Here is a 15,782-nt window from a genome sequence, read left to right on the forward strand (position 1 = left end):
CACCGCACCAGCGTCCTGTTCGCCATGCTCCGCGACGGAACCTTCTACGAACCCCGAACCCCACAGCTCGCTTGACGAAAGACATAGAGGCACCCCCCCCCCGCGATGGCGTGTTCGACGCGAGGTGTGGGCGGGGAAGGTTCCGCGCCCACACCTCGTCAAGCCGGAGCCGCACTCGTCACAGCGCGCGCCGCCTGGAACGGATCAGCAGCACACACCCGCCGGCGAAGAGCACCCCGCCGATCGCCGCGGGCCACAGGCCCAGCCCGGATCCCGTCTCGGCGAGCCCGCCCTGCGCCTGGGGCCCGGGCGCCGGCCCGGTGCCGTCGGCGTCGCCACCGCTGCCGGCGTCCCGGCTCGCCCCGGTGGCGGCCGCGGCGCCGCTCACACCGTCCGGGGTGCGGGCGGCCGGCGTCGCGGCCCTGGGCGCGGCGCTCGCGGACGCGCGGGCGTCCTGGTCGTCGGCCGGGGGTACGGACTCGTCCCCGCCGGTCCGCCCCCGGTCCGGCTCCTGGTCCTGCTCCTGGTCCTGCTCCTCGTTCTGGCCGGGCGCCTTTCCGCCGTCCTTCCCGTCGTCCTTCCCGCCCGCCTGACCGTCCTGACCGGTGTCCGTGGGTGCCGAGGCGGTGGCGGTCTGTTCGGCCGGGGGCTCGGCGGTCTGGCCGCCGTCGTCGCCGCCCGGCTGCTCCTCGCCCTCGCCCGGCTCGGACCCCGGGGGTGTGTCCGGGCCGCACGTACGGCCGGAGTTGATGCACTCGGCCATCTCGCGCATCAGGTCCTCGTCGAAGACGTTGATGAAGTCGCTGTGGTCGGTGACCGGCTTGTGCAGCTGCTCGGGGAAGGAGTCCACGGCGAACAGCGGAACGGTCCCGCCCCCGTCCTCCAGGCTGGGCGCGGCCACGTCGTAGACCACCCGCTGCACCAGTCGCGGGACGGCCCGGAACCCTTCCGGGCAGCTGCCGTCGGCGGCGGCGAAGGCCATGTGGGTACGGTGGTTGGCGCTGTCGATGTTGCGGCCGTCCCAGCAGCTCTGGAAGGTGAAGGTGCGCACCACGTCGCTGTCCTCGGGGCAGAGCGGGTACTTGTCCTTCAGCTGCCGGTCCTCGAAACCGGTGCAGCTCCAGGAGGCGTTCGCGTTGATGTCGCCGTTCACGAACGCCTTGGCGTCGCCGGTGATGATCCGCAGCAGCCGCGGCATCTCCGTGACCTTGCCACGCTCGTTGCCCTCGAACGTGAGGGTGACCTCGGCCGGCGTGACGATCTCGCCCGCGTTGCCCTCGATGCCGCCGCCCGGTGACTGGGCGTCCTGTTCGGCGGTGCCGTTCTGGAGCCGCAGCACGGGCCAGTAGTACGAGGACTTGTCGCCCTGGTCGGCGCAGCTCGTGTCACCGGCGGCCAGGTCGTCGTCGCCGGCCAGGGCGTTGTTGGCCTGGTTGCCGACGTAGTCGTGGAAGTGGTGGGCGCCGTTGCTGACCCCGGGGGCGGCGATCAGGTTGTCCGAGTTGAACAGGCCCTCGGCGTTGACGCCGCAGCTGGTGGCGAAGGAACCGGTCGAGGCCTTCTTCTGCCGGGGCGCCCGCACGACGTTGGGCTCGACGGACTCGATGTCGACGTAGTCCGCCGCCACGGGGCCGTTTCCCGCCTGTCCGCCGTTGCCGGGCTGCTGCTGACCGTCACCGGGCTCTCCACCCCGGCCGTCCTGCTGCCCCTGCTCCTGGCTCTGCCCCCCTTGCTGCTCCTGACCCGGTGCCTGCCCCGGCACCTGCTGGTCCGGGCTGCCGCTCCCCGGCGCCGCCGAGGTGATCTCGGTGCGGCGCAGGGCGCATTCGGCCAGGGTGTCCAGGCCCTCGGGGCGGCCCCCGGCCTTCTCGACGGCGGCGGCGACGCGCTCGATGGTCGCCGCGCGCTCCTTCTTCAGGGGGTCGAGGATCGCGCCCTCGTCGAGGGTGCCGTCGTCCGCGGTGCGCGCGGCGCCCTGGAGAGCGCGGTAGGCGGCGGCGATCTGCTCGTCGAGGTGGGCGAGTTGGGTGTCGACCTCCGGCCGGGCCTGCTCGGGCACGGCGGTGAGCCGTTCGCTCAGGTCGGGGCAGTCGACGGTGGCCGCCACTCCGGAACTGCCCAGGGGGACGGCCGCGTCGCCCGACTCGGTCGCGGAGGCGAAGACGTTCACGGCCACCAGGCCGCTGCCTCCCAGTATCAGCGCGACCGCTCCGAAGGTCGCGCGCCGCGCCCCGGTCGGGCGTCTGCGCCTGTTGTGTCCCAAGGCGTGCTCCTGTGTCGTGACGGACTCGGACGTGAAAGGCCCCCGGCTCCATACGGAACCGGGGACCGGAGCGTTCAAGTGCCGCTGGAATTCCCAGCGTTCCCTCACGTCACGGGCGCAGCACCAGCCGGATCGGGTCGCCCTCCTTCTTCTCCAGCCGGGCGACCGCAGCGGCGGCCTCGGCGAGCGGCAGCACCCCGCTGGCGGACCCGGAGAAGTCCAGCCGGCCGCCCTGGATGAGCCGCAGGAGCTGAGGCAGGGCCACCGGCATGTCGGAGCCGTAGTGGCCGAGGATGCGCTGCTGGAGGTAGCTGAAGCGGGTCCCGTCCGTGACGGTGAGCGGCTTGTCGGTCAGGCCCACCAGGACCAGCCGCCCCTTGGGTGCGAGGACGGAGACCGCCTGCTCCCGCACGGGCGGCACGCCGGCGAAGTCGAAGGCGGCGGCGAGTCCGAGGCCGCCGGTCGCCGCGCGGACGGTCCCGCGCAGCTCGGGGTCCGCGGAGTCCAGGGCGAGGTCGGCGCCGGCCGCCAGGGCGCGTTCACGGGCGACGGGGCTCGGGTCGACGGCCACGACCGGGCAGGCACCGATCGCCCGGAGCAGTTGCACGGCGTGGACGCCGAGGCCGCCGATGCCCCACACGCCGACCGCCTCGGCGGGCCGGACGGCGCCGCTCTCGGTGATCGCGCCCCAGGGCGTGGACACGGCGTCCGGGATGATCGCGCCCTGCTCGAAGGGGATGGTGTCGGGCAGCGGTGTCATGGCGTCGGCGGCGGAGAGGGCGTACTCGGCCCAGCCGCCGTCGTAGTCGACGCCGCGGGTGTACGTGACGCCGTCGCGCGTCTCACCGGCGTGCAGCACGACCCGCTGCCCCGGCGACCAGGCGGTGACACCGGCCCCGGTCTCGGCGACGGTGCCGGAGACCTCGTGGCCGAGGGTGACGGTGTCGCCGCGCAGCAGCAGGGGGCTGAGGGTGCCGTCGATGAGGTGCACGTCGGACAGGCACACACCGGCCGCCTCCACCTTGACCAGCACCTCCCCCGGGCCGGGCTGCGGGCGGGGCACCTCTTCGAGCCGCAGGGTGCGGCTCGGGACGTGCAGGCGGGCGGCGAGCATCTGCGCCATGACGGGACCTCCTCGGTGCGGTCGCGATCCTGGACGGCCCTCAGCGGTCCATCGCAGGTCGACTTGCGTTAACCGTACACCCAACGCAGGAAGACTTGCTTTACGCTGGTCCGATGAGCTCACCGGAACCCGTCGCCCCGCCCCTGCGCCGCCGCGGGGAGCGGATGCGCAGGGCCGTACTGGCCGCCGCGGTGGACCTGCTGTCCAGCCAGGGCCTGGCGGGCGCGACGGTCGGTGCCGTGGCCCGCGCGGCCGGGGTGCACGAGACCTCCGTGTACCGGCGGTGGGGGACGCGCGAGAACCTGATCCTGGACGCGCTGACCACGGAGCTGGACGCCACGCTGCCGGTCCCGGACACCGGGCGGGTCCGCGACGACCTGCTGGCCTTCTTCTCCGCGCTGGCCCGGCTCCTCGTCACCGCGCAGGGCCGGGCGCTGCTGCGGCTGAGCGTCGAACAGGACGACGCCCTGGAGGACCGGCGCGGTCCCTACTGGAGCGAGCGTCTCGACCGCGCCGTGCTCATGGTCCGGCGGGGCGTCGAGCGGGGCGAGCTGGCCGCGGACACCGATCCCGGGCTGCTGATCGAGGCGGTCAGCGGTCCGCTGTTCGTGCGGGTGCTGCTCAGTGGGGCGCCGCTGGACGAGGTGCTCGTGCGGGGGCTGGTGGACCTGGCGCTGGACGGGGCCCGACCCCGGTGAGCGATCGCTCCGACCCCGTTCCGGACGACGACCCGTGCCGGACGACGGCCCCTTCCGGGCGGCGGCCCCTTCCGGGCGACGGCACCGCCCGGGCGACGGCACCGCCCGGGCGACGGCACCGCCCGGGCGGTGAGGTGAAGGCGGGGATCGGGGGAACCCGGCGGTCGTCAGGGGCGCGGGTGCGCCGAGGACGGAGGAGCCATGGACGGCAGCAGGCCGCTCGCCCTGGTCACCGGGGCGTCCAGTGGAATCGGGTACGAACTCGCCGCGCTGTTCGCGGAGCGCGGCTACGACCTCGTGGTCAACGCCGAGGACGAGCGGCTGGAGCACGCCGCCGAACGGCTGCGGGAGACCGGCGTGGCGGTACGGCCGGTGCGCGCGGACCTCCGGACCCCCGACGGCGTGGACCAGCTGGTCGCCGCCCTGACCGGGCTCGCGGTGGACGTGGCGGCCCTGAACGCCGGGGTGGGGCGGGGCGGCGCCTTCGTCGACACCGGCCTCGCGGACGACCAGTCCGTCATCGACCTCAACGTGACGTCGACCGTGCGGCTCACCAAGCCCCTGCTGCGGGACATGGTGGCGCGCGGGGTCGGGCGCCTCATGTTCACGTCGTCGGTCGCGGCGACGATGCCGGGCTCCTTCCAGTCGGTCTACAACGCGTCGAAGTCGTTCGTGCAGTCCTTCGCGCAGGCCCTCCAGGAGGAGGTCGCGGACACCGGTGTCACGGTCACCTCCTTCATGCCGGGGCCCACCGAGACCGACTTCTTCCGGCGGGCCGGCATGGCGGGCACCAAGGTCGGCACCATGGCGAAGGACGACCCCGCGCAGGTCGCCCGGCAGGCGTTCGACGCCGTCATGAAGGGCCGCGGAAAGCTGGTCACCGGCTCGGCGAAGACCAAGGCCCAGGGGGTGGCGGACAAGGTGCTGCCGGACCGCGTCAAGGCCGCCGTCCACCGCCGCATGGCCGAGCCGGGCACCGCGCGGGACACGGGCGACCGCTAGCACGTCCCGCGGGGACCTGTCGCCCGAAGGGCCCCTTGTGGGCGGCTCGCTCCCGGTGGAACGATGCCCGGGCACCGGCTCACCGCACCGGAACCGGAGGGACCACCGTGACCGACGACCGGGAACGCCCGCGGGCCGCCGCCGCGTTCGACGCCCTGGGTGTCGAGTACGAGAAGGCGTTCGCCGCGTCCAAGCCGCACCGCCGCTCACTGGACTGGCTGCTGGAGCGGCTCGCGCCGGGCAGCCGGGTGCTGGACGTGGGCAGCGGCACGGGCCGGCCCACCGCCGAGACCCTCGCGGGCGCCGGGCACGACGTGCTGGGCGTCGACATCTCCCCGGTCATGGTGGAGCTGGCCGCCCGGCAGGTGCCGGCCGCCACCTTCCGGTGCGCCGACATCCGCGACGTACCGCTGGCGGAATCCTCGTTCGACGCCGTCTGCGTGTACTTCTCCCTGCTCCAGCTGGACCGGGAGGAGCAGGCGGACCTCGTACGGCACCTGGTGCGGTTGCTGAGGCCGGGGGGCTACCTGGTCCTGGCCACCGTGCCGCTGGACGTGGAGGACGTCGACGCCACCTTCATGGGTCAGCCCGTGCGCGTGACCAGCTTCCCCGCCCCTGCCCTGATCGACCTGGCCGAGGAGTCCGGCCTGGAGGTGCTGGCGCAGGAGGCGTCGATGTTCACCCCGGTCCACCCGGACGCCCATCCGGAGCCGCACCTCTTCCTGCACTGCCGGCGCTCGGGCCTGCCCCGGATGGGGTAACTGCGCACGCGGGGATCCGGATCCCACGGTCACAGTGGGCACATGACCGAACCTGGCGAGCGACGGCGCCGCAGCACTTCCACGACCACGCGCGAGCGTGGCGTGCCCGACGCCCGGGACGCCGCCCGGCGCGCCGCCGACGCCCTGTCCGAGCTGATCCGGCACCGCCTCGAAGGGGTCTCCGCGGTGTGCCGGAGCGAGGAGGGCGGCTGGAGCGTCCACGTGGACGTGCTGGAGGTGGCACGCATCCCCGACACCACCAGTCTGCTCGCCACCTACGAGGTCGAGTTGGACCCGGCGGGCGACCTGGTCCAGTACCGCAGGATCGCACGCTACCGGCGTGGTGCCCAGGACCAGTGAGCGGGCCGTGCGGCCCGCACCCGGAAGGACCCCCGCATGATCACCTACGACGACGAGGTCGTCTGCGCGCCCCGCGCCGGAACCCTCTACGACGTCCTCGAACTCATCCTCGACCGCGGCATGGTGATCGACGTCTTCGTGCGCGTCTCCCTGGTCGGCATCGAGATCCTCAAGGTGGACGCGCGCATCGTGGTCGCCAGCGTCGACACCTACCTCCGGTTCGCCGAGGCCTGCAACCGGCTGGACCTGGAGCACGACGTGCGGTCCAAGACCGTGCCCGAGATGTTCGGCAGCCCGGTGGCCAAGACCGTGGGCAAGGCCGGCGCCAGGCGGACGGCACGTTCCCTGACCGACAAGGTGCGCGACGTCCTCACGCCCGAGCACGAGGAGGAAGCGGAGGCGGAGGCGGAGCCCACAGCCCGTCCCCGCGAACGGGCGGAGCGCGGCAGGAGCCCGCAGCGAGCCCGCGGCCGGACCGCCGCGCGCCCCCGCGACGAGGACGACCGCCCCCGTTCCCGCCCCCGCAGGCGCACCGATGAGGAGGACCGATGACCGCGCCCGCCACCACCGACACCGCCGCCGACACCGCCGCCGACACCGCCGTCTCCCCGGACGCACCGGCGCCCGCCCCGAAGGCAGCCCTGTACGTCTACGGCATCGCCCCCGCCGGGATCCGCGCGCCCCGCGCTCCCGGCGTCGACGGCGCCCCGGTGCGGCTGCTGACCGAGTCGGGACTGTGTGCCGCGGTGTCCGACGCACCCCCGCGGCTGCGTCCCCGGCGCCGTGACCTGCTCGCCCACCAGGCCGTCCTGGCCGAACTGGCGGCCCGGGGACCGGTGCTGCCCATGCGGTTCGCGGTGCTCAGTCCGCGGTCCGACACCCTGCTCTCCCAACTGCGTTCGGACTGCCAGCACTTGACGACGCAGCTGGAAGGTGTGCGCGGGTGCGTGGAGCTCAACGTCAAGGGCACGGTGGTACCCGGCCACTTCGCCGACCTGGTCCGCCGGGACGACAGGCTGCGCGGCCTCGCCCTGCGGACCCGGCGCCGGCCCGACTACGAGGCCAACGTCCGGCTGGGTGAGGCGATCGCCCTCGGTGTGCGCCGCGAGGCCCGGCGCGCGGCCCGGGAGGTCGTCGACCGGCTGGCCCCGCTCGCCGTGCGCATGGCAGGAGGCACGACCGACGACGAGCAGGTGCTCAGCACGTCGTTCCTGCTGCGCTCGGCCGACGAGACGCGGTTCCGGGAGGCGGTGGCGGCCCTGGCCCGGACCTGCGGGGACCGGCTGGCCCTCAGCGTGACCGGGCCGCTGCCCTGCTACAGCTTCGTCGACCCGTGTCCCGCGTCACCGGCCGGCCGGTGACCGCATGGGCATCGTGAGCGGCCTCCTCCTGCTGCCCCTGGCTCCGGTGCGCGGTACGGCGTGGATCGCCGACCACCTGCTCCAGGAGGCCCGGCGCCAGGCACACGACCCGCGCGCCGTCCAGGCGCGGCTGGCCGCACTCAACCGAGCCCTGGACGAGGGCACCGTCGACGAGGCGGCCTTCGAACGCGAGGAGGACCGTCTGCTCACCCTCCTCGAACGCCAGACCCGGCCCACCGGCCCTACGGCCACCACGAACCCAGCACGGAGACGACACGTATGAACGACAGCAGGACGACCATGGCGGCCGCCGTGGCGGGCGGATACCTCCTCGGACGCACGAAGAAGGCCAAGCTCGCCTTCGCGGTCGGCTCCTACCTGGTGGGCCGTCGCGTCGGCCTCTCCCCCGGCCAGGTGCTCGGCCAGGGACTGGGCAGTCTGCAACGGGCGCCGCAGTTCCAGGAGTTGAGCGAGCAGGTGCGCGGCGAGCTGCTGACCGCCGGACGCGCGGCGGTCACCGCCGCGGCGAACCGTCGGCTCACCGGCCTCGCGGACAGCCTCCGCGACCGTACCGACGCGCTCACCGGCGAGGGACGGAGGGACGACGCCGGCGACGACCGCGACGACCACGACGAGTCCTGGGACGAGGACACCCCGGACGAGGACGCCTACTTCGACGAGGAGGACCGGGCCGCGGACCGTCGGCCCGCGCCGGCGCCGTCCCGCAGGACGGCCGAGAAGGCCGCGAAGAGGCCACCGGCCAAGAAGTCCCCCGCGAAGAAGGCCCCGGCGAAGAAGGCGGCCGCCAAGAAGGCCGTACCGGCGAAGCGCCCGGCGGGCCCCGGCGGCAGGCGCGGAGGTGGGCGCGGATGACCCCCGACCGGCAACAGGGCGACGGCGGACCGTCGCCCCTCGGCGACCTCAAGGACGCCCTGGGCGGCTACCTCTCCGCCGCGGGCCACGGGCTCGTCGGCAGGGCGGGGGACCGCATCGGCTCCCTGACCGACCGTCTGACCGACTCCGCCGACGGCGGAGGTTCCGAGGGGGGCGGCGGATCCGCGGGAGGGGGCGGTTCCGCGGGAGGCGGTGGCGGTGGCGGTGGCGGTGGTTCGAAGGGCGGCGGCGGCAGCGTCAAGGCGACGCACATCATGGAGACCGTCGACATCGGCGTCCCCCTGCGCACCGTCTACGACCAGTGGACCCAGCTCCAGGACTTCAGCGGCTTCACCAAGGGCGTCCAGAGCGTCAGCCCGCACGACGAGGTGAGCTCGGACTGGACCGCCAAGATCGCCTTCTCGACCCGCAGTTGGAAGGCGACCGTCCAGGAGCAGATCCCGGACCAGCGGATCGCCTGGACCTCCGAGGGCGCCAAGGGGAGCACCAACGGAGTGGTCACCTTCCACGAGTTGGCGCCCCGGCTGACCCGGGTCGTCGTGGTCGTGGAGTACTACCCGGCGGGCTTCTTCGAGAAGACCGGGAACCTCTGGCGCGCCCAGGGACGCCGACTGCGACTGGACCTGAAGCACTTCGCGCGGCACGTGACCATGACGGACGGCGAGGAGGTCGAGGGCTGGCGCGGCGAGATCCGCGACGGCGAGGTCGTCATGAGCCACGAGGAAGCGCTGGAGGAGGAGAACTCCCAGGACTCCGACGACTACGACGACGCCGAGGACGGGGACGACGCCGAGGACGGGGATGACGCCGAGGACGAGGACCGGTACGAGGACGACGAGGAAGGCGAGTACGACGACGAGGAGGAGCCGTATGCGGACGAGGAAGACGCCGAGGACGAGGACGACGAGGAAGACGACGACGCGGACGACCGGCGCGCCCGCCCGCATCGCTGACGCCGCCCCGGGGAGCAGGCGGTGACCGACCTCGACCACCGGTATCCGGGCCCGGAGGCAGAGCCCTACGGGCCCCCTTCGGGAAGCCTCGCCGACCTCCTCGAACGCGTCCTCGACAAAGGCATCGTCATCGCCGGCGACATCAAGATCGACCTTCTCGACATCGAACTGCTGACGATCCGGCTGCGGTTGTTCATCGCCTCCGTGGACACCGCCAAGAAGGCGGGCATCGACTGGTGGGAGACCGATCCCGCGCTGTCGTCCCGGGCCGCGCGGGACGCGCTCGCCGAGGAGAACGCGCGGTTGCGGGAGCGCCTCGACGCCCTGGAAGGGGCCGCCGACCAGACGGCGGGAGCCGTGCGGTGAGCGCGTCCACCGCCGGACCGGCGGCCATCGACCTCGTGTGCGCCTTCGCCGTCACCCGCACCCCGCCCGACCCGGCCGGTCTGGCGGCGGCCAGGGGGCACGAGGAAGGCGGTCCGCTGCGCGTCCTGCGCGCGGGCGGCCTGTGCCTGATCGTGCAGGACGTCCCCGCGGCCCTGTTCGACGAGTCGGCGCTGGCCGAACGCCTCAACCGGCCCGCGGACCTCGAACGCTGCGCCCGCGCCCATCACCGGGGCGTCGAGGCCGCGGCCGGGCGGGGCCCCGTGGTGCCGCTGCCGATGGCGACGCTGTACCGCGGCGACCTGACCGCGGCGCGGGCGGTGACCGCCCGGCAGCCGGTGCTGAACACGCTGCTGGACCGTCTCCGGGACCGTACGGAGTGGGCGGTGAAGGTGCACGCCGCCGAGGCCGCGCCCGAGGCCAGCGGGGACCGCGGCACCGGCGCCGCCACCGGTTCCGGCTCCGGCTCCGGCTCCGGCTCCGGCTCCGGTGGTCGCGTCTACCTCAGCCGGGTCAGCGCACGGCGGCGCGAACAGCGGGGTGCGCACGGGAAGGCGCTGGCCGAGGCGGAGGCCGTCGACGCGGCGCTGCGGCGCCACGCGGTGGCCGCGACCCGGCACCGCCCGCAGAGCGAGCGGCTGACGGGCCGCCGGGCCCCGCAACTGCTCAACGCGGCCTACCTGGTGGCGGACGCGCGGCGCGCCGAGTTCACCGCCGCCCTGGCCCGGTTCACCGCCGGCGGAGCGTATCCGGCCGTCCGGGTGGACGCCTCGGGCCCGTGGATCCCGTACTCCTTCGCCCGCTGGGACGAGGACCCGCGGGCCGACCCGGACCAGGAGGTCCCCTCATGACCGTCCCGGACGCCCGTACCCCGGGCCCGGCTCCCGTGCCCTGGGACGGTCCGGAGCCGTACGCACCGGTCGGGGTGCCCCTGGTCGACCTGCTGGACCGGGTGCTGGCGACCGGGGTCGTGGTCAGCGGCGATCTGGTCCTGGCCGTCGCGGACGTACCGCTGGTGCGGATCTCCCTGCACGCGCTGCTGTCGTCCGTGAGCGAGCGGGTGCCCGCTCCCTGGCCGGACAGCGGGCCGCTGTGACCGCGCCCCGCGACCGTGCCGCCCATGCCCTCGACCTTGACCCCGAGCGGGTCACCAACGACCTCGCCGCGCTGGTCCTGACCGTGGTGGAGCTGCTGCGCCAGCTCATGGAGCGGCAGGCCGTGCGCCGCTTCGACGAGGGGACGCTGAGCGCGGAGCAGGAGGACCGGCTCGGTACGGCGCTCATGCTGCTCGACGAGCGCATGGACGACCTGTGCGCGCAGCACGGCTTGAGCCGCTCCGACCTGAACCTCGACCTGGGCCCGCTGGGCCCCCTGCTGGCGGACCCGGAGCCGTAGGGCACGGCGACGGTGCGGCACCCCGGGCGTGCGGGAAGGCCCGGACACCCGGGACGAGCGATCGTTATGATGGCGCGGAATCGCTCAAACGAACATTCTCGGGTGGGGAGACCTGATGCGGGAGCCGGTCGATCTCAGGCGCCAGCGGATACTGGCGGCGGTCCAGGCGCGCGGTACCGCGCGGGTGCGTGACCTCGCCGACGAGTTGCAGGTCTCGGTGGTCACCGTGCGCCGGGACGTCGAGGAGCTGACGCGCGAGGGCCGGCTGAGCCGGGGCCACGGGGTCGTGCGGTCGACGCTGCCGGCCCGGGAGACCGTCGCCGAGGCGGTCCCGGCGGCCGGGGACCGGGTGGCCGTGGTGGTTCCCGTGCGGCACTCGTACCTGACCGAGACCCTGCACGGGGCCCGCACGGTCCTGGAACGGGCGGGGGTGCGCATGGCCCTGCACCTCGCGCCGCAGGCCTCCGGCGCCGAACGCCCGCTGGTGGAGCGGGCGCTGGCGGACGGCGCGGACGGGCTGCTGATCGCGCCGCGGTGGCGCGCGCGGGCCGACGAGGAGGCCGACCACGAGTGGCTGGCCGGGGTCGGGGTGCCGACGGTGCTGATGGAGCGCCGCCCGTGGCGCGGCAGCGCGCTGCACGCCCTGGACTCGGTGTGCTCGGACCACTGGTACGGCGCGCATCTGGCGGTGGAGCACCTGGTGGGGCTGGGGCACCGGCGGATCGTGTTCGCCACCCGGCACGACAGCCCCACCGCACGCGCGCTGCGTGCCGCGTTCACCGAGATCGCCGGGGCGCATCCCCTGGTGGAGCGGTGGGCGTGGGCGCTGGTGGCGCCGGAGGCCGGGGTCGACGGGCCGTACGGCGCCGACGAGACCGCCGAACCGGCCGCGCTGATGCGCGGGGTCGGTGCGACCGCGATGGTGCTGCACGGCGACGTGGACGCGCTGATGGTCGTCCAGCGGCTCGCGGAGGAGGGCGTGCGGGTGCCGGAGGACTGCTCGGTGGTCGCGTACGACGACGTGGTGGCCGGTCTCGCCTCGCCCCCGCTGACGGCCGTGTCGCCGCCGAAGGCCGAGGTGGGGCACACGGCGGCGGAGCTGCTGCTCCAGCGGCTGGCCGAGGCGCCCGGGAGCCGGCCGGGCCGGCGGGTCGAGCTGCTGCCGCGGCTGATGGTCCGCGGGTCGACCGACCGGCCGTGCGAAACGCTCGGCGAATGAGCGTTTGAGCGTTTCTTTTTCTTCTGATCGATCTATTGACCGTTTGGGTCGGGGCGTTCAGGATTCCCGTGTCTCGAAGAGTCGTGTCCGCACCCGCGCGGACCCGCAGGAGCCGCGGAGGCGCCATGCCCGGACGACCCAGCCGTCGCTCCGTGCTCGCCGCGATGACCGCCCTACCCCTGGCAGGAGCCGCGAGCGCCTGCACCGGGGGGAACGGAGCATCGTCGGCCCGCACGGGCACCACCACCCGCATCACCTTCTGGTCCGCCCTGCGCGGCAGCCAGGAGGTGGTCGACGCGTTCAACCGCACGCACCGCACCGTCCAGGTGGAGTTCCAGCAGATCCCCTCCGGCGGACAGGGCGGATACGCCAAGCTCAGCAACGCCGCCCGGGCCGGGAACGCGCCCGATGTCGCCACCCTGGAGTATCCGCAGGTGCCGGGGTTCGCCATCGACGGCGTCGCCCGCGACATCACCGACCTGGTCAGTGACGGTCTGCGTCGCAAGCTGCTGCCGCAGGCGCTCGGCCTGACCACGTTCGAACGCAGGGTGTTCGCCGTGCCGCTGGACGTCGAGCCCATGGTGATGCACTACCGCGCCGACCTGTTCGACCGCTACGGGCTGGAGGTCGCCCGCACCTGGGAGGAGTTCGCCGAGCAGGCCGCGACCGTGCGCCGCAAGGCACCCGACCGCCGGCTGGTGCTCTTCCCCACCGACGGGATGACCCAGTTCGCCTGCTACGCCTGGCAGGCGGGCGCCCGGTGGTTCGACACCTCCGAGGGCGCCTGGAACGTCTCCCTCGCCGACGCGCCCTCCCGGCGGGTCGCCGAGTACTGGCAGGGGCTGATCGACCGCGACGACGTCTTCGTGAACGCCGTCGAGAGCAGGCAGTCCGACGCGCAGATCGGCAACGGGCTGGTCCTCACCCGGCTCAGCGGCGCCTGGGACGCCGGCGCCCAGATGAACGCGCGACCCGGGCAGAAGGGCCAGTGGCGGATCGCGCCGCTGCCGCAGTGGGACCCGGCGAGCCCCTCGGCCGGCACCCACGGCGGCTCGACCTTCGCGGTCACCAAGGACAGCCAGCACCCGGAGGCCGCGATGGAGTTCATCGAGTGGCAGGTCTCCCACCCCGACGCGCTGCGCGCCCGCCTCTCCAGCGGCACCAGCAGCCAGTACCCGGCGGCGCCGGGACTGGTCTCCGTGGGCCGCGACGCCTTCGACCGCTCGTACTACGGCGGTCAGGACATCTACTCCCTGTTCGAGCGGGAGGCCGCGAAGATCGGCGACCAGTGGCTGTGGGGCCCGCGGATGAGCGCCACCCAGAAGGTCATGCAGGACTCCTTCGCCCGCGTCGGCGGCGGCCAGGGCAGTCTCGTCGAGTCGCTGCGCACCGCGCAGGAGGGCACCATGCCCGATCTCAAGGCCCTCGGCCTGTCCACCACCCAGCGCAGCACCTGAGCCGACGAAAGGCAGGTGACACCCCATGACCACGACGACCCCCGCACGGGTGGCGACCGGCGCCTCGCGCGCCACCGCCCCGGACGGCCCCGCCTCCGGGCTGCGGGCCCGCAGAGCGGCCAAGCGCCGTCAACTGACCGCCGCCGGCGTCCTCATGACGCCGTTCTTCGCCCTGCTGATCACCGTCTTCCTGATTCCCGTCGGCACCGCCGTCTACCTCAGCTTCTTCAGCGACGACCAGCCCGGCCTCGGCTTCGGCCCCGAACGCACGGTCTTCGTCGGTCTGCGCTCCTACGCGGCCGTGCTCACCGACCCCACCTTCCTCGGCGGCCTCGGCACGGTCGCCCTGTACTGCCTGATCTACATCCCGCTGATGGTCCTCGGCGCACTCGCGCTCGCCCTGCTGCTCGACTCCGGCGTGGTGCGGCTGCGCGCCTTCGCCCAGCTCGGCCTGTTCCTGCCGCACGCGGTGCCCGGCATCATCGCGGCGCTGATCTGGCTGTACCTGTACACGCCCGGCATCAGTCCGGTCATCGAGCTGTTCGCGAAGGGCGACATCACGATCGACTTCCTGGGCGTGCACACGGTGGTCCCGTCCATCGTGAACATCGCCCTGTGGAGCAACCTCGGCTACAACATGGTGGTCTTCTACGCCGCGCTCCAGGCCGTGCCGCGCGAGGTGATCGAGGCGTCCGTCGTCGACGGCGCCGGGCCGGTGCGCACGGCGCTCCAGGTCAAGACGCCGCTGGTGCGGGCCTCCATCGTGATGGTCTCGATCTTCACCCTGATCTGGGCGCTCCAGCTGTTCACCGAGCCGATGCTGCTCAGCCAGTCCTCCCCGATGATCAACTCGCGCTTCTCGCCCAGCATGTACATCTACGACGCGGCCTTCACGCGCAACAACTACAGCCTCGCGGCGGCCGCCTCGGTGGTCCTGCTGGTGTGCACCATCGCCCTGTCGTACGGCGTCACCCGCTTCACCAGCCGCGCCGACTCCGAGGAGGTCCGATGAGCGCCGCCGACAGCTCCCTGCTCCGCCCGAAGATGCTGGGCCGGGCGACCGTCAACGTGGTCGTCGCCGTCTCCGTCCTCTACACGCTGCTGCCGGTGCTGTGGCTGGTGCTCGCCTCGGCCAAGAACCGGGACGCGCTGTTCAGCAGCGACCTGCTCTCCCTGAGCGACTTCTCCTTCCTCCAGAACCTGAAGGACGTCTTCGCCATGGACGGCGGGCTGTACGGCCGCTGGTACGTCAACAGCCTGCTGTACGCGGTGATCGGCGCCGCGGTCGGCGCGCTGGTGAGTGTGGCCTGCGGCTACGCCTTCGACAAGTACCGCTTCCGGCACAAGGAGAAGCTGTTCGGCCTGGTCCTGGCGGCGGTCATGGTGCCGCAGACCGTGCTCGCGCTGCCGCTGTACCTGATGGCCTCCGAGGCCGGCCTGGTCAACACCTTCTGGGCGGTCTTCGTCCCGGTGCTCTTCAATCCGTTCGGCGTCTACCTCGGCCGGATCTTCGCGCGGGGCTACGTGCCCGACGAGGTGCTGGAGGCGGCGCGCGTGGACGGGGCCGGGGAGCTGGTGACGTACGCCCGGGTGGCGCTCAGGATGCTCGGCCCCGGCCTGATCACGGTCTTCCTCTTCCAGCTGACCGCGATCTGGAACAACTTCTTCCTGCCCATGGTGATGCTGTCCGACCAGGACCTCTATCCCGTCAGTCTCGGGCTGTACCAGTGGAACAGCTCGGCGTCGGTGTCGCCCGAGTACTACCCCGTGGTGATCATGGGCTCGCTGCTCGCCGTACTGCCGCTCATCCTCGCCTTCGTGCTGCTCCAGCGTTTCTGGCGCAGCGGCCTGACCGCCGGAGCCGTCAAGTGACCGTGCACGCCCCCGACTCCCCCGGCGGGTCCCGGCCCCG

General features: G+C 73.4%; 19 protein-coding genes. 17 read left to right on the forward strand and 2 right to left on the reverse strand.

All coding sequences use genetic code 11. The features are described 5' to 3' along the window. Window positions 1-178 precede the first annotated feature (178 nt). Both IE94_RS0117990 and IE94_RS0117995 read right to left on the reverse strand, forming a co-directional pair. Window positions 179-2,263, reverse strand: a complete 2,085-nt coding sequence (locus IE94_RS0117990; protein WP_078606519.1) for a DUF1996 domain-containing protein — start codon at window positions 2,261-2,263, stop codon at window positions 179-181. Between the two features lie 109 nt (window positions 2,264-2,372). Beyond that, window positions 2,373-3,386: a zinc-binding dehydrogenase gene (locus IE94_RS0117995; protein ID WP_030185254.1), complete on the reverse strand. Its 1,014-nt coding sequence runs from the start codon at window positions 3,384-3,386 to the stop codon at window positions 2,373-2,375. A 113-nt stretch (window positions 3,387-3,499) separates the two neighbouring features. On the opposite strand from IE94_RS0117995, the gene IE94_RS0118000 reads away from it, so the two are divergent. The 17 genes from IE94_RS0118000 to IE94_RS0118080 all read left to right on the forward strand — a co-directional run bounded on the left by IE94_RS0118000 (window position 3,500) and on the right by IE94_RS0118080 (window position 15,742). Beyond that, window positions 3,500-4,084, forward strand: a complete 585-nt coding sequence (locus IE94_RS0118000) for a TetR/AcrR family transcriptional regulator (RefSeq protein ID WP_030185255.1) — start codon at window positions 3,500-3,502, stop codon at window positions 4,082-4,084. Between the two features lie 201 nt (window positions 4,085-4,285). Beyond that, entirely contained in the window at window positions 4,286-5,086 is an 801-nt protein-coding gene (locus tag IE94_RS0118005) for an SDR family NAD(P)-dependent oxidoreductase (RefSeq protein WP_030185256.1), read from the forward strand. Between the two features lie 107 nt (window positions 5,087-5,193). Continuing rightward, on the forward strand, window positions 5,194-5,847 hold the full coding sequence (locus IE94_RS0118010) for a class I SAM-dependent methyltransferase (RefSeq protein ID WP_030185262.1): 654 nt from the start codon (window positions 5,194-5,196) through the stop codon (window positions 5,845-5,847). Between the two features lie 42 nt (window positions 5,848-5,889). Then, window positions 5,890-6,207, forward strand: coding sequence for a gas vesicle protein GvpO (locus tag IE94_RS0118015; protein WP_030185264.1), 318 nt, complete (start codon window positions 5,890-5,892; stop codon window positions 6,205-6,207). A gap of 36 nt (window positions 6,208-6,243) precedes the next feature. Beyond that, complete coding sequence (locus tag IE94_RS0118020) at window positions 6,244-6,759, forward strand: gas vesicle structural protein GvpA (protein ID WP_030185266.1); 516 nt, start codon at window positions 6,244-6,246, stop codon at window positions 6,757-6,759. After that, window positions 6,756-7,568: a GvpL/GvpF family gas vesicle protein gene (locus IE94_RS0118025; protein WP_030185268.1), complete on the forward strand. Its 813-nt coding sequence runs from the start codon at window positions 6,756-6,758 to the stop codon at window positions 7,566-7,568. The genes IE94_RS0118020 and IE94_RS0118025 overlap by 4 nt, the downstream gene beginning before the upstream one ends. Before the next feature lie 4 nt (window positions 7,569-7,572). Continuing rightward, the gene (locus IE94_RS0118030; RefSeq protein ID WP_030185271.1) at window positions 7,573-7,851 is read left to right on the forward strand and encodes a gas vesicle protein GvpG; all 279 of its coding nucleotides are present in this window, start codon (window positions 7,573-7,575) and stop codon (window positions 7,849-7,851) included. Beyond that, entirely contained in the window at window positions 7,848-8,441 is a 594-nt protein-coding gene (locus tag IE94_RS0118035) for a hypothetical protein (protein ID WP_030185274.1), read from the forward strand. The genes IE94_RS0118030 and IE94_RS0118035 overlap by 4 nt, the downstream gene beginning before the upstream one ends. Continuing rightward, entirely contained in the window at window positions 8,438-9,415 is a 978-nt protein-coding gene (locus IE94_RS0118040; protein WP_030185275.1) for an SRPBCC family protein, read from the forward strand. The genes IE94_RS0118035 and IE94_RS0118040 overlap by 4 nt, the downstream gene beginning before the upstream one ends. A 21-nt stretch (window positions 9,416-9,436) precedes the next feature. Then, a complete protein-coding gene (locus IE94_RS0118045) occupies window positions 9,437-9,781 on the forward strand; it encodes a gas vesicle protein (protein WP_030185278.1) in 345 nt (114 codons plus the stop codon). Then, complete coding sequence (locus IE94_RS0118050) at window positions 9,778-10,650, forward strand: GvpL/GvpF family gas vesicle protein (RefSeq protein ID WP_030185280.1); 873 nt, start codon at window positions 9,778-9,780, stop codon at window positions 10,648-10,650. Before IE94_RS0118045 ends, IE94_RS0118050 begins: the two co-directional genes overlap by 4 nt. After that, window positions 10,647-10,895, forward strand: coding sequence for a gas vesicle protein (locus IE94_RS0118055; RefSeq protein WP_209441074.1), 249 nt, complete (start codon window positions 10,647-10,649; stop codon window positions 10,893-10,895). The genes IE94_RS0118050 and IE94_RS0118055 overlap by 4 nt, the downstream gene beginning before the upstream one ends. Continuing rightward, window positions 10,892-11,194 (forward strand): gas vesicle protein K, encoded by a 303-nt coding sequence (locus IE94_RS0118060; RefSeq protein ID WP_030185284.1) that lies wholly within the window; start codon window positions 10,892-10,894, stop codon window positions 11,192-11,194. Before IE94_RS0118055 ends, IE94_RS0118060 begins: the two co-directional genes overlap by 4 nt. Window positions 11,195-11,309: 115 nt before the next feature. Further along, a complete protein-coding gene (locus tag IE94_RS0118065) occupies window positions 11,310-12,413 on the forward strand; it encodes a substrate-binding domain-containing protein (RefSeq protein WP_030185285.1) in 1,104 nt (367 codons plus the stop codon). Between the two features lie 125 nt (window positions 12,414-12,538). Then, window positions 12,539-13,870, forward strand: a complete 1,332-nt coding sequence (locus tag IE94_RS0118070; RefSeq protein WP_030185287.1) for an ABC transporter substrate-binding protein — start codon at window positions 12,539-12,541, stop codon at window positions 13,868-13,870. A gap of 25 nt (window positions 13,871-13,895) precedes the next feature. Next, window positions 13,896-14,882: a carbohydrate ABC transporter permease gene (locus IE94_RS0118075; RefSeq protein WP_030185290.1), complete on the forward strand. Its 987-nt coding sequence runs from the start codon at window positions 13,896-13,898 to the stop codon at window positions 14,880-14,882. After that, on the forward strand, window positions 14,879-15,742 hold the full coding sequence (locus IE94_RS0118080) for a carbohydrate ABC transporter permease (RefSeq protein WP_030185292.1): 864 nt from the start codon (window positions 14,879-14,881) through the stop codon (window positions 15,740-15,742). Before IE94_RS0118075 ends, IE94_RS0118080 begins: the two co-directional genes overlap by 4 nt. Window positions 15,743-15,782 lie beyond the last annotated feature (40 nt).

The organism is Streptomyces violaceorubidus, assembly GCF_000717995.1.
In the GTDB taxonomy this organism is placed as follows: Bacteria; Actinomycetota; Actinomycetes; order Streptomycetales; family Streptomycetaceae; genus Streptomyces; species Streptomyces violaceorubidus.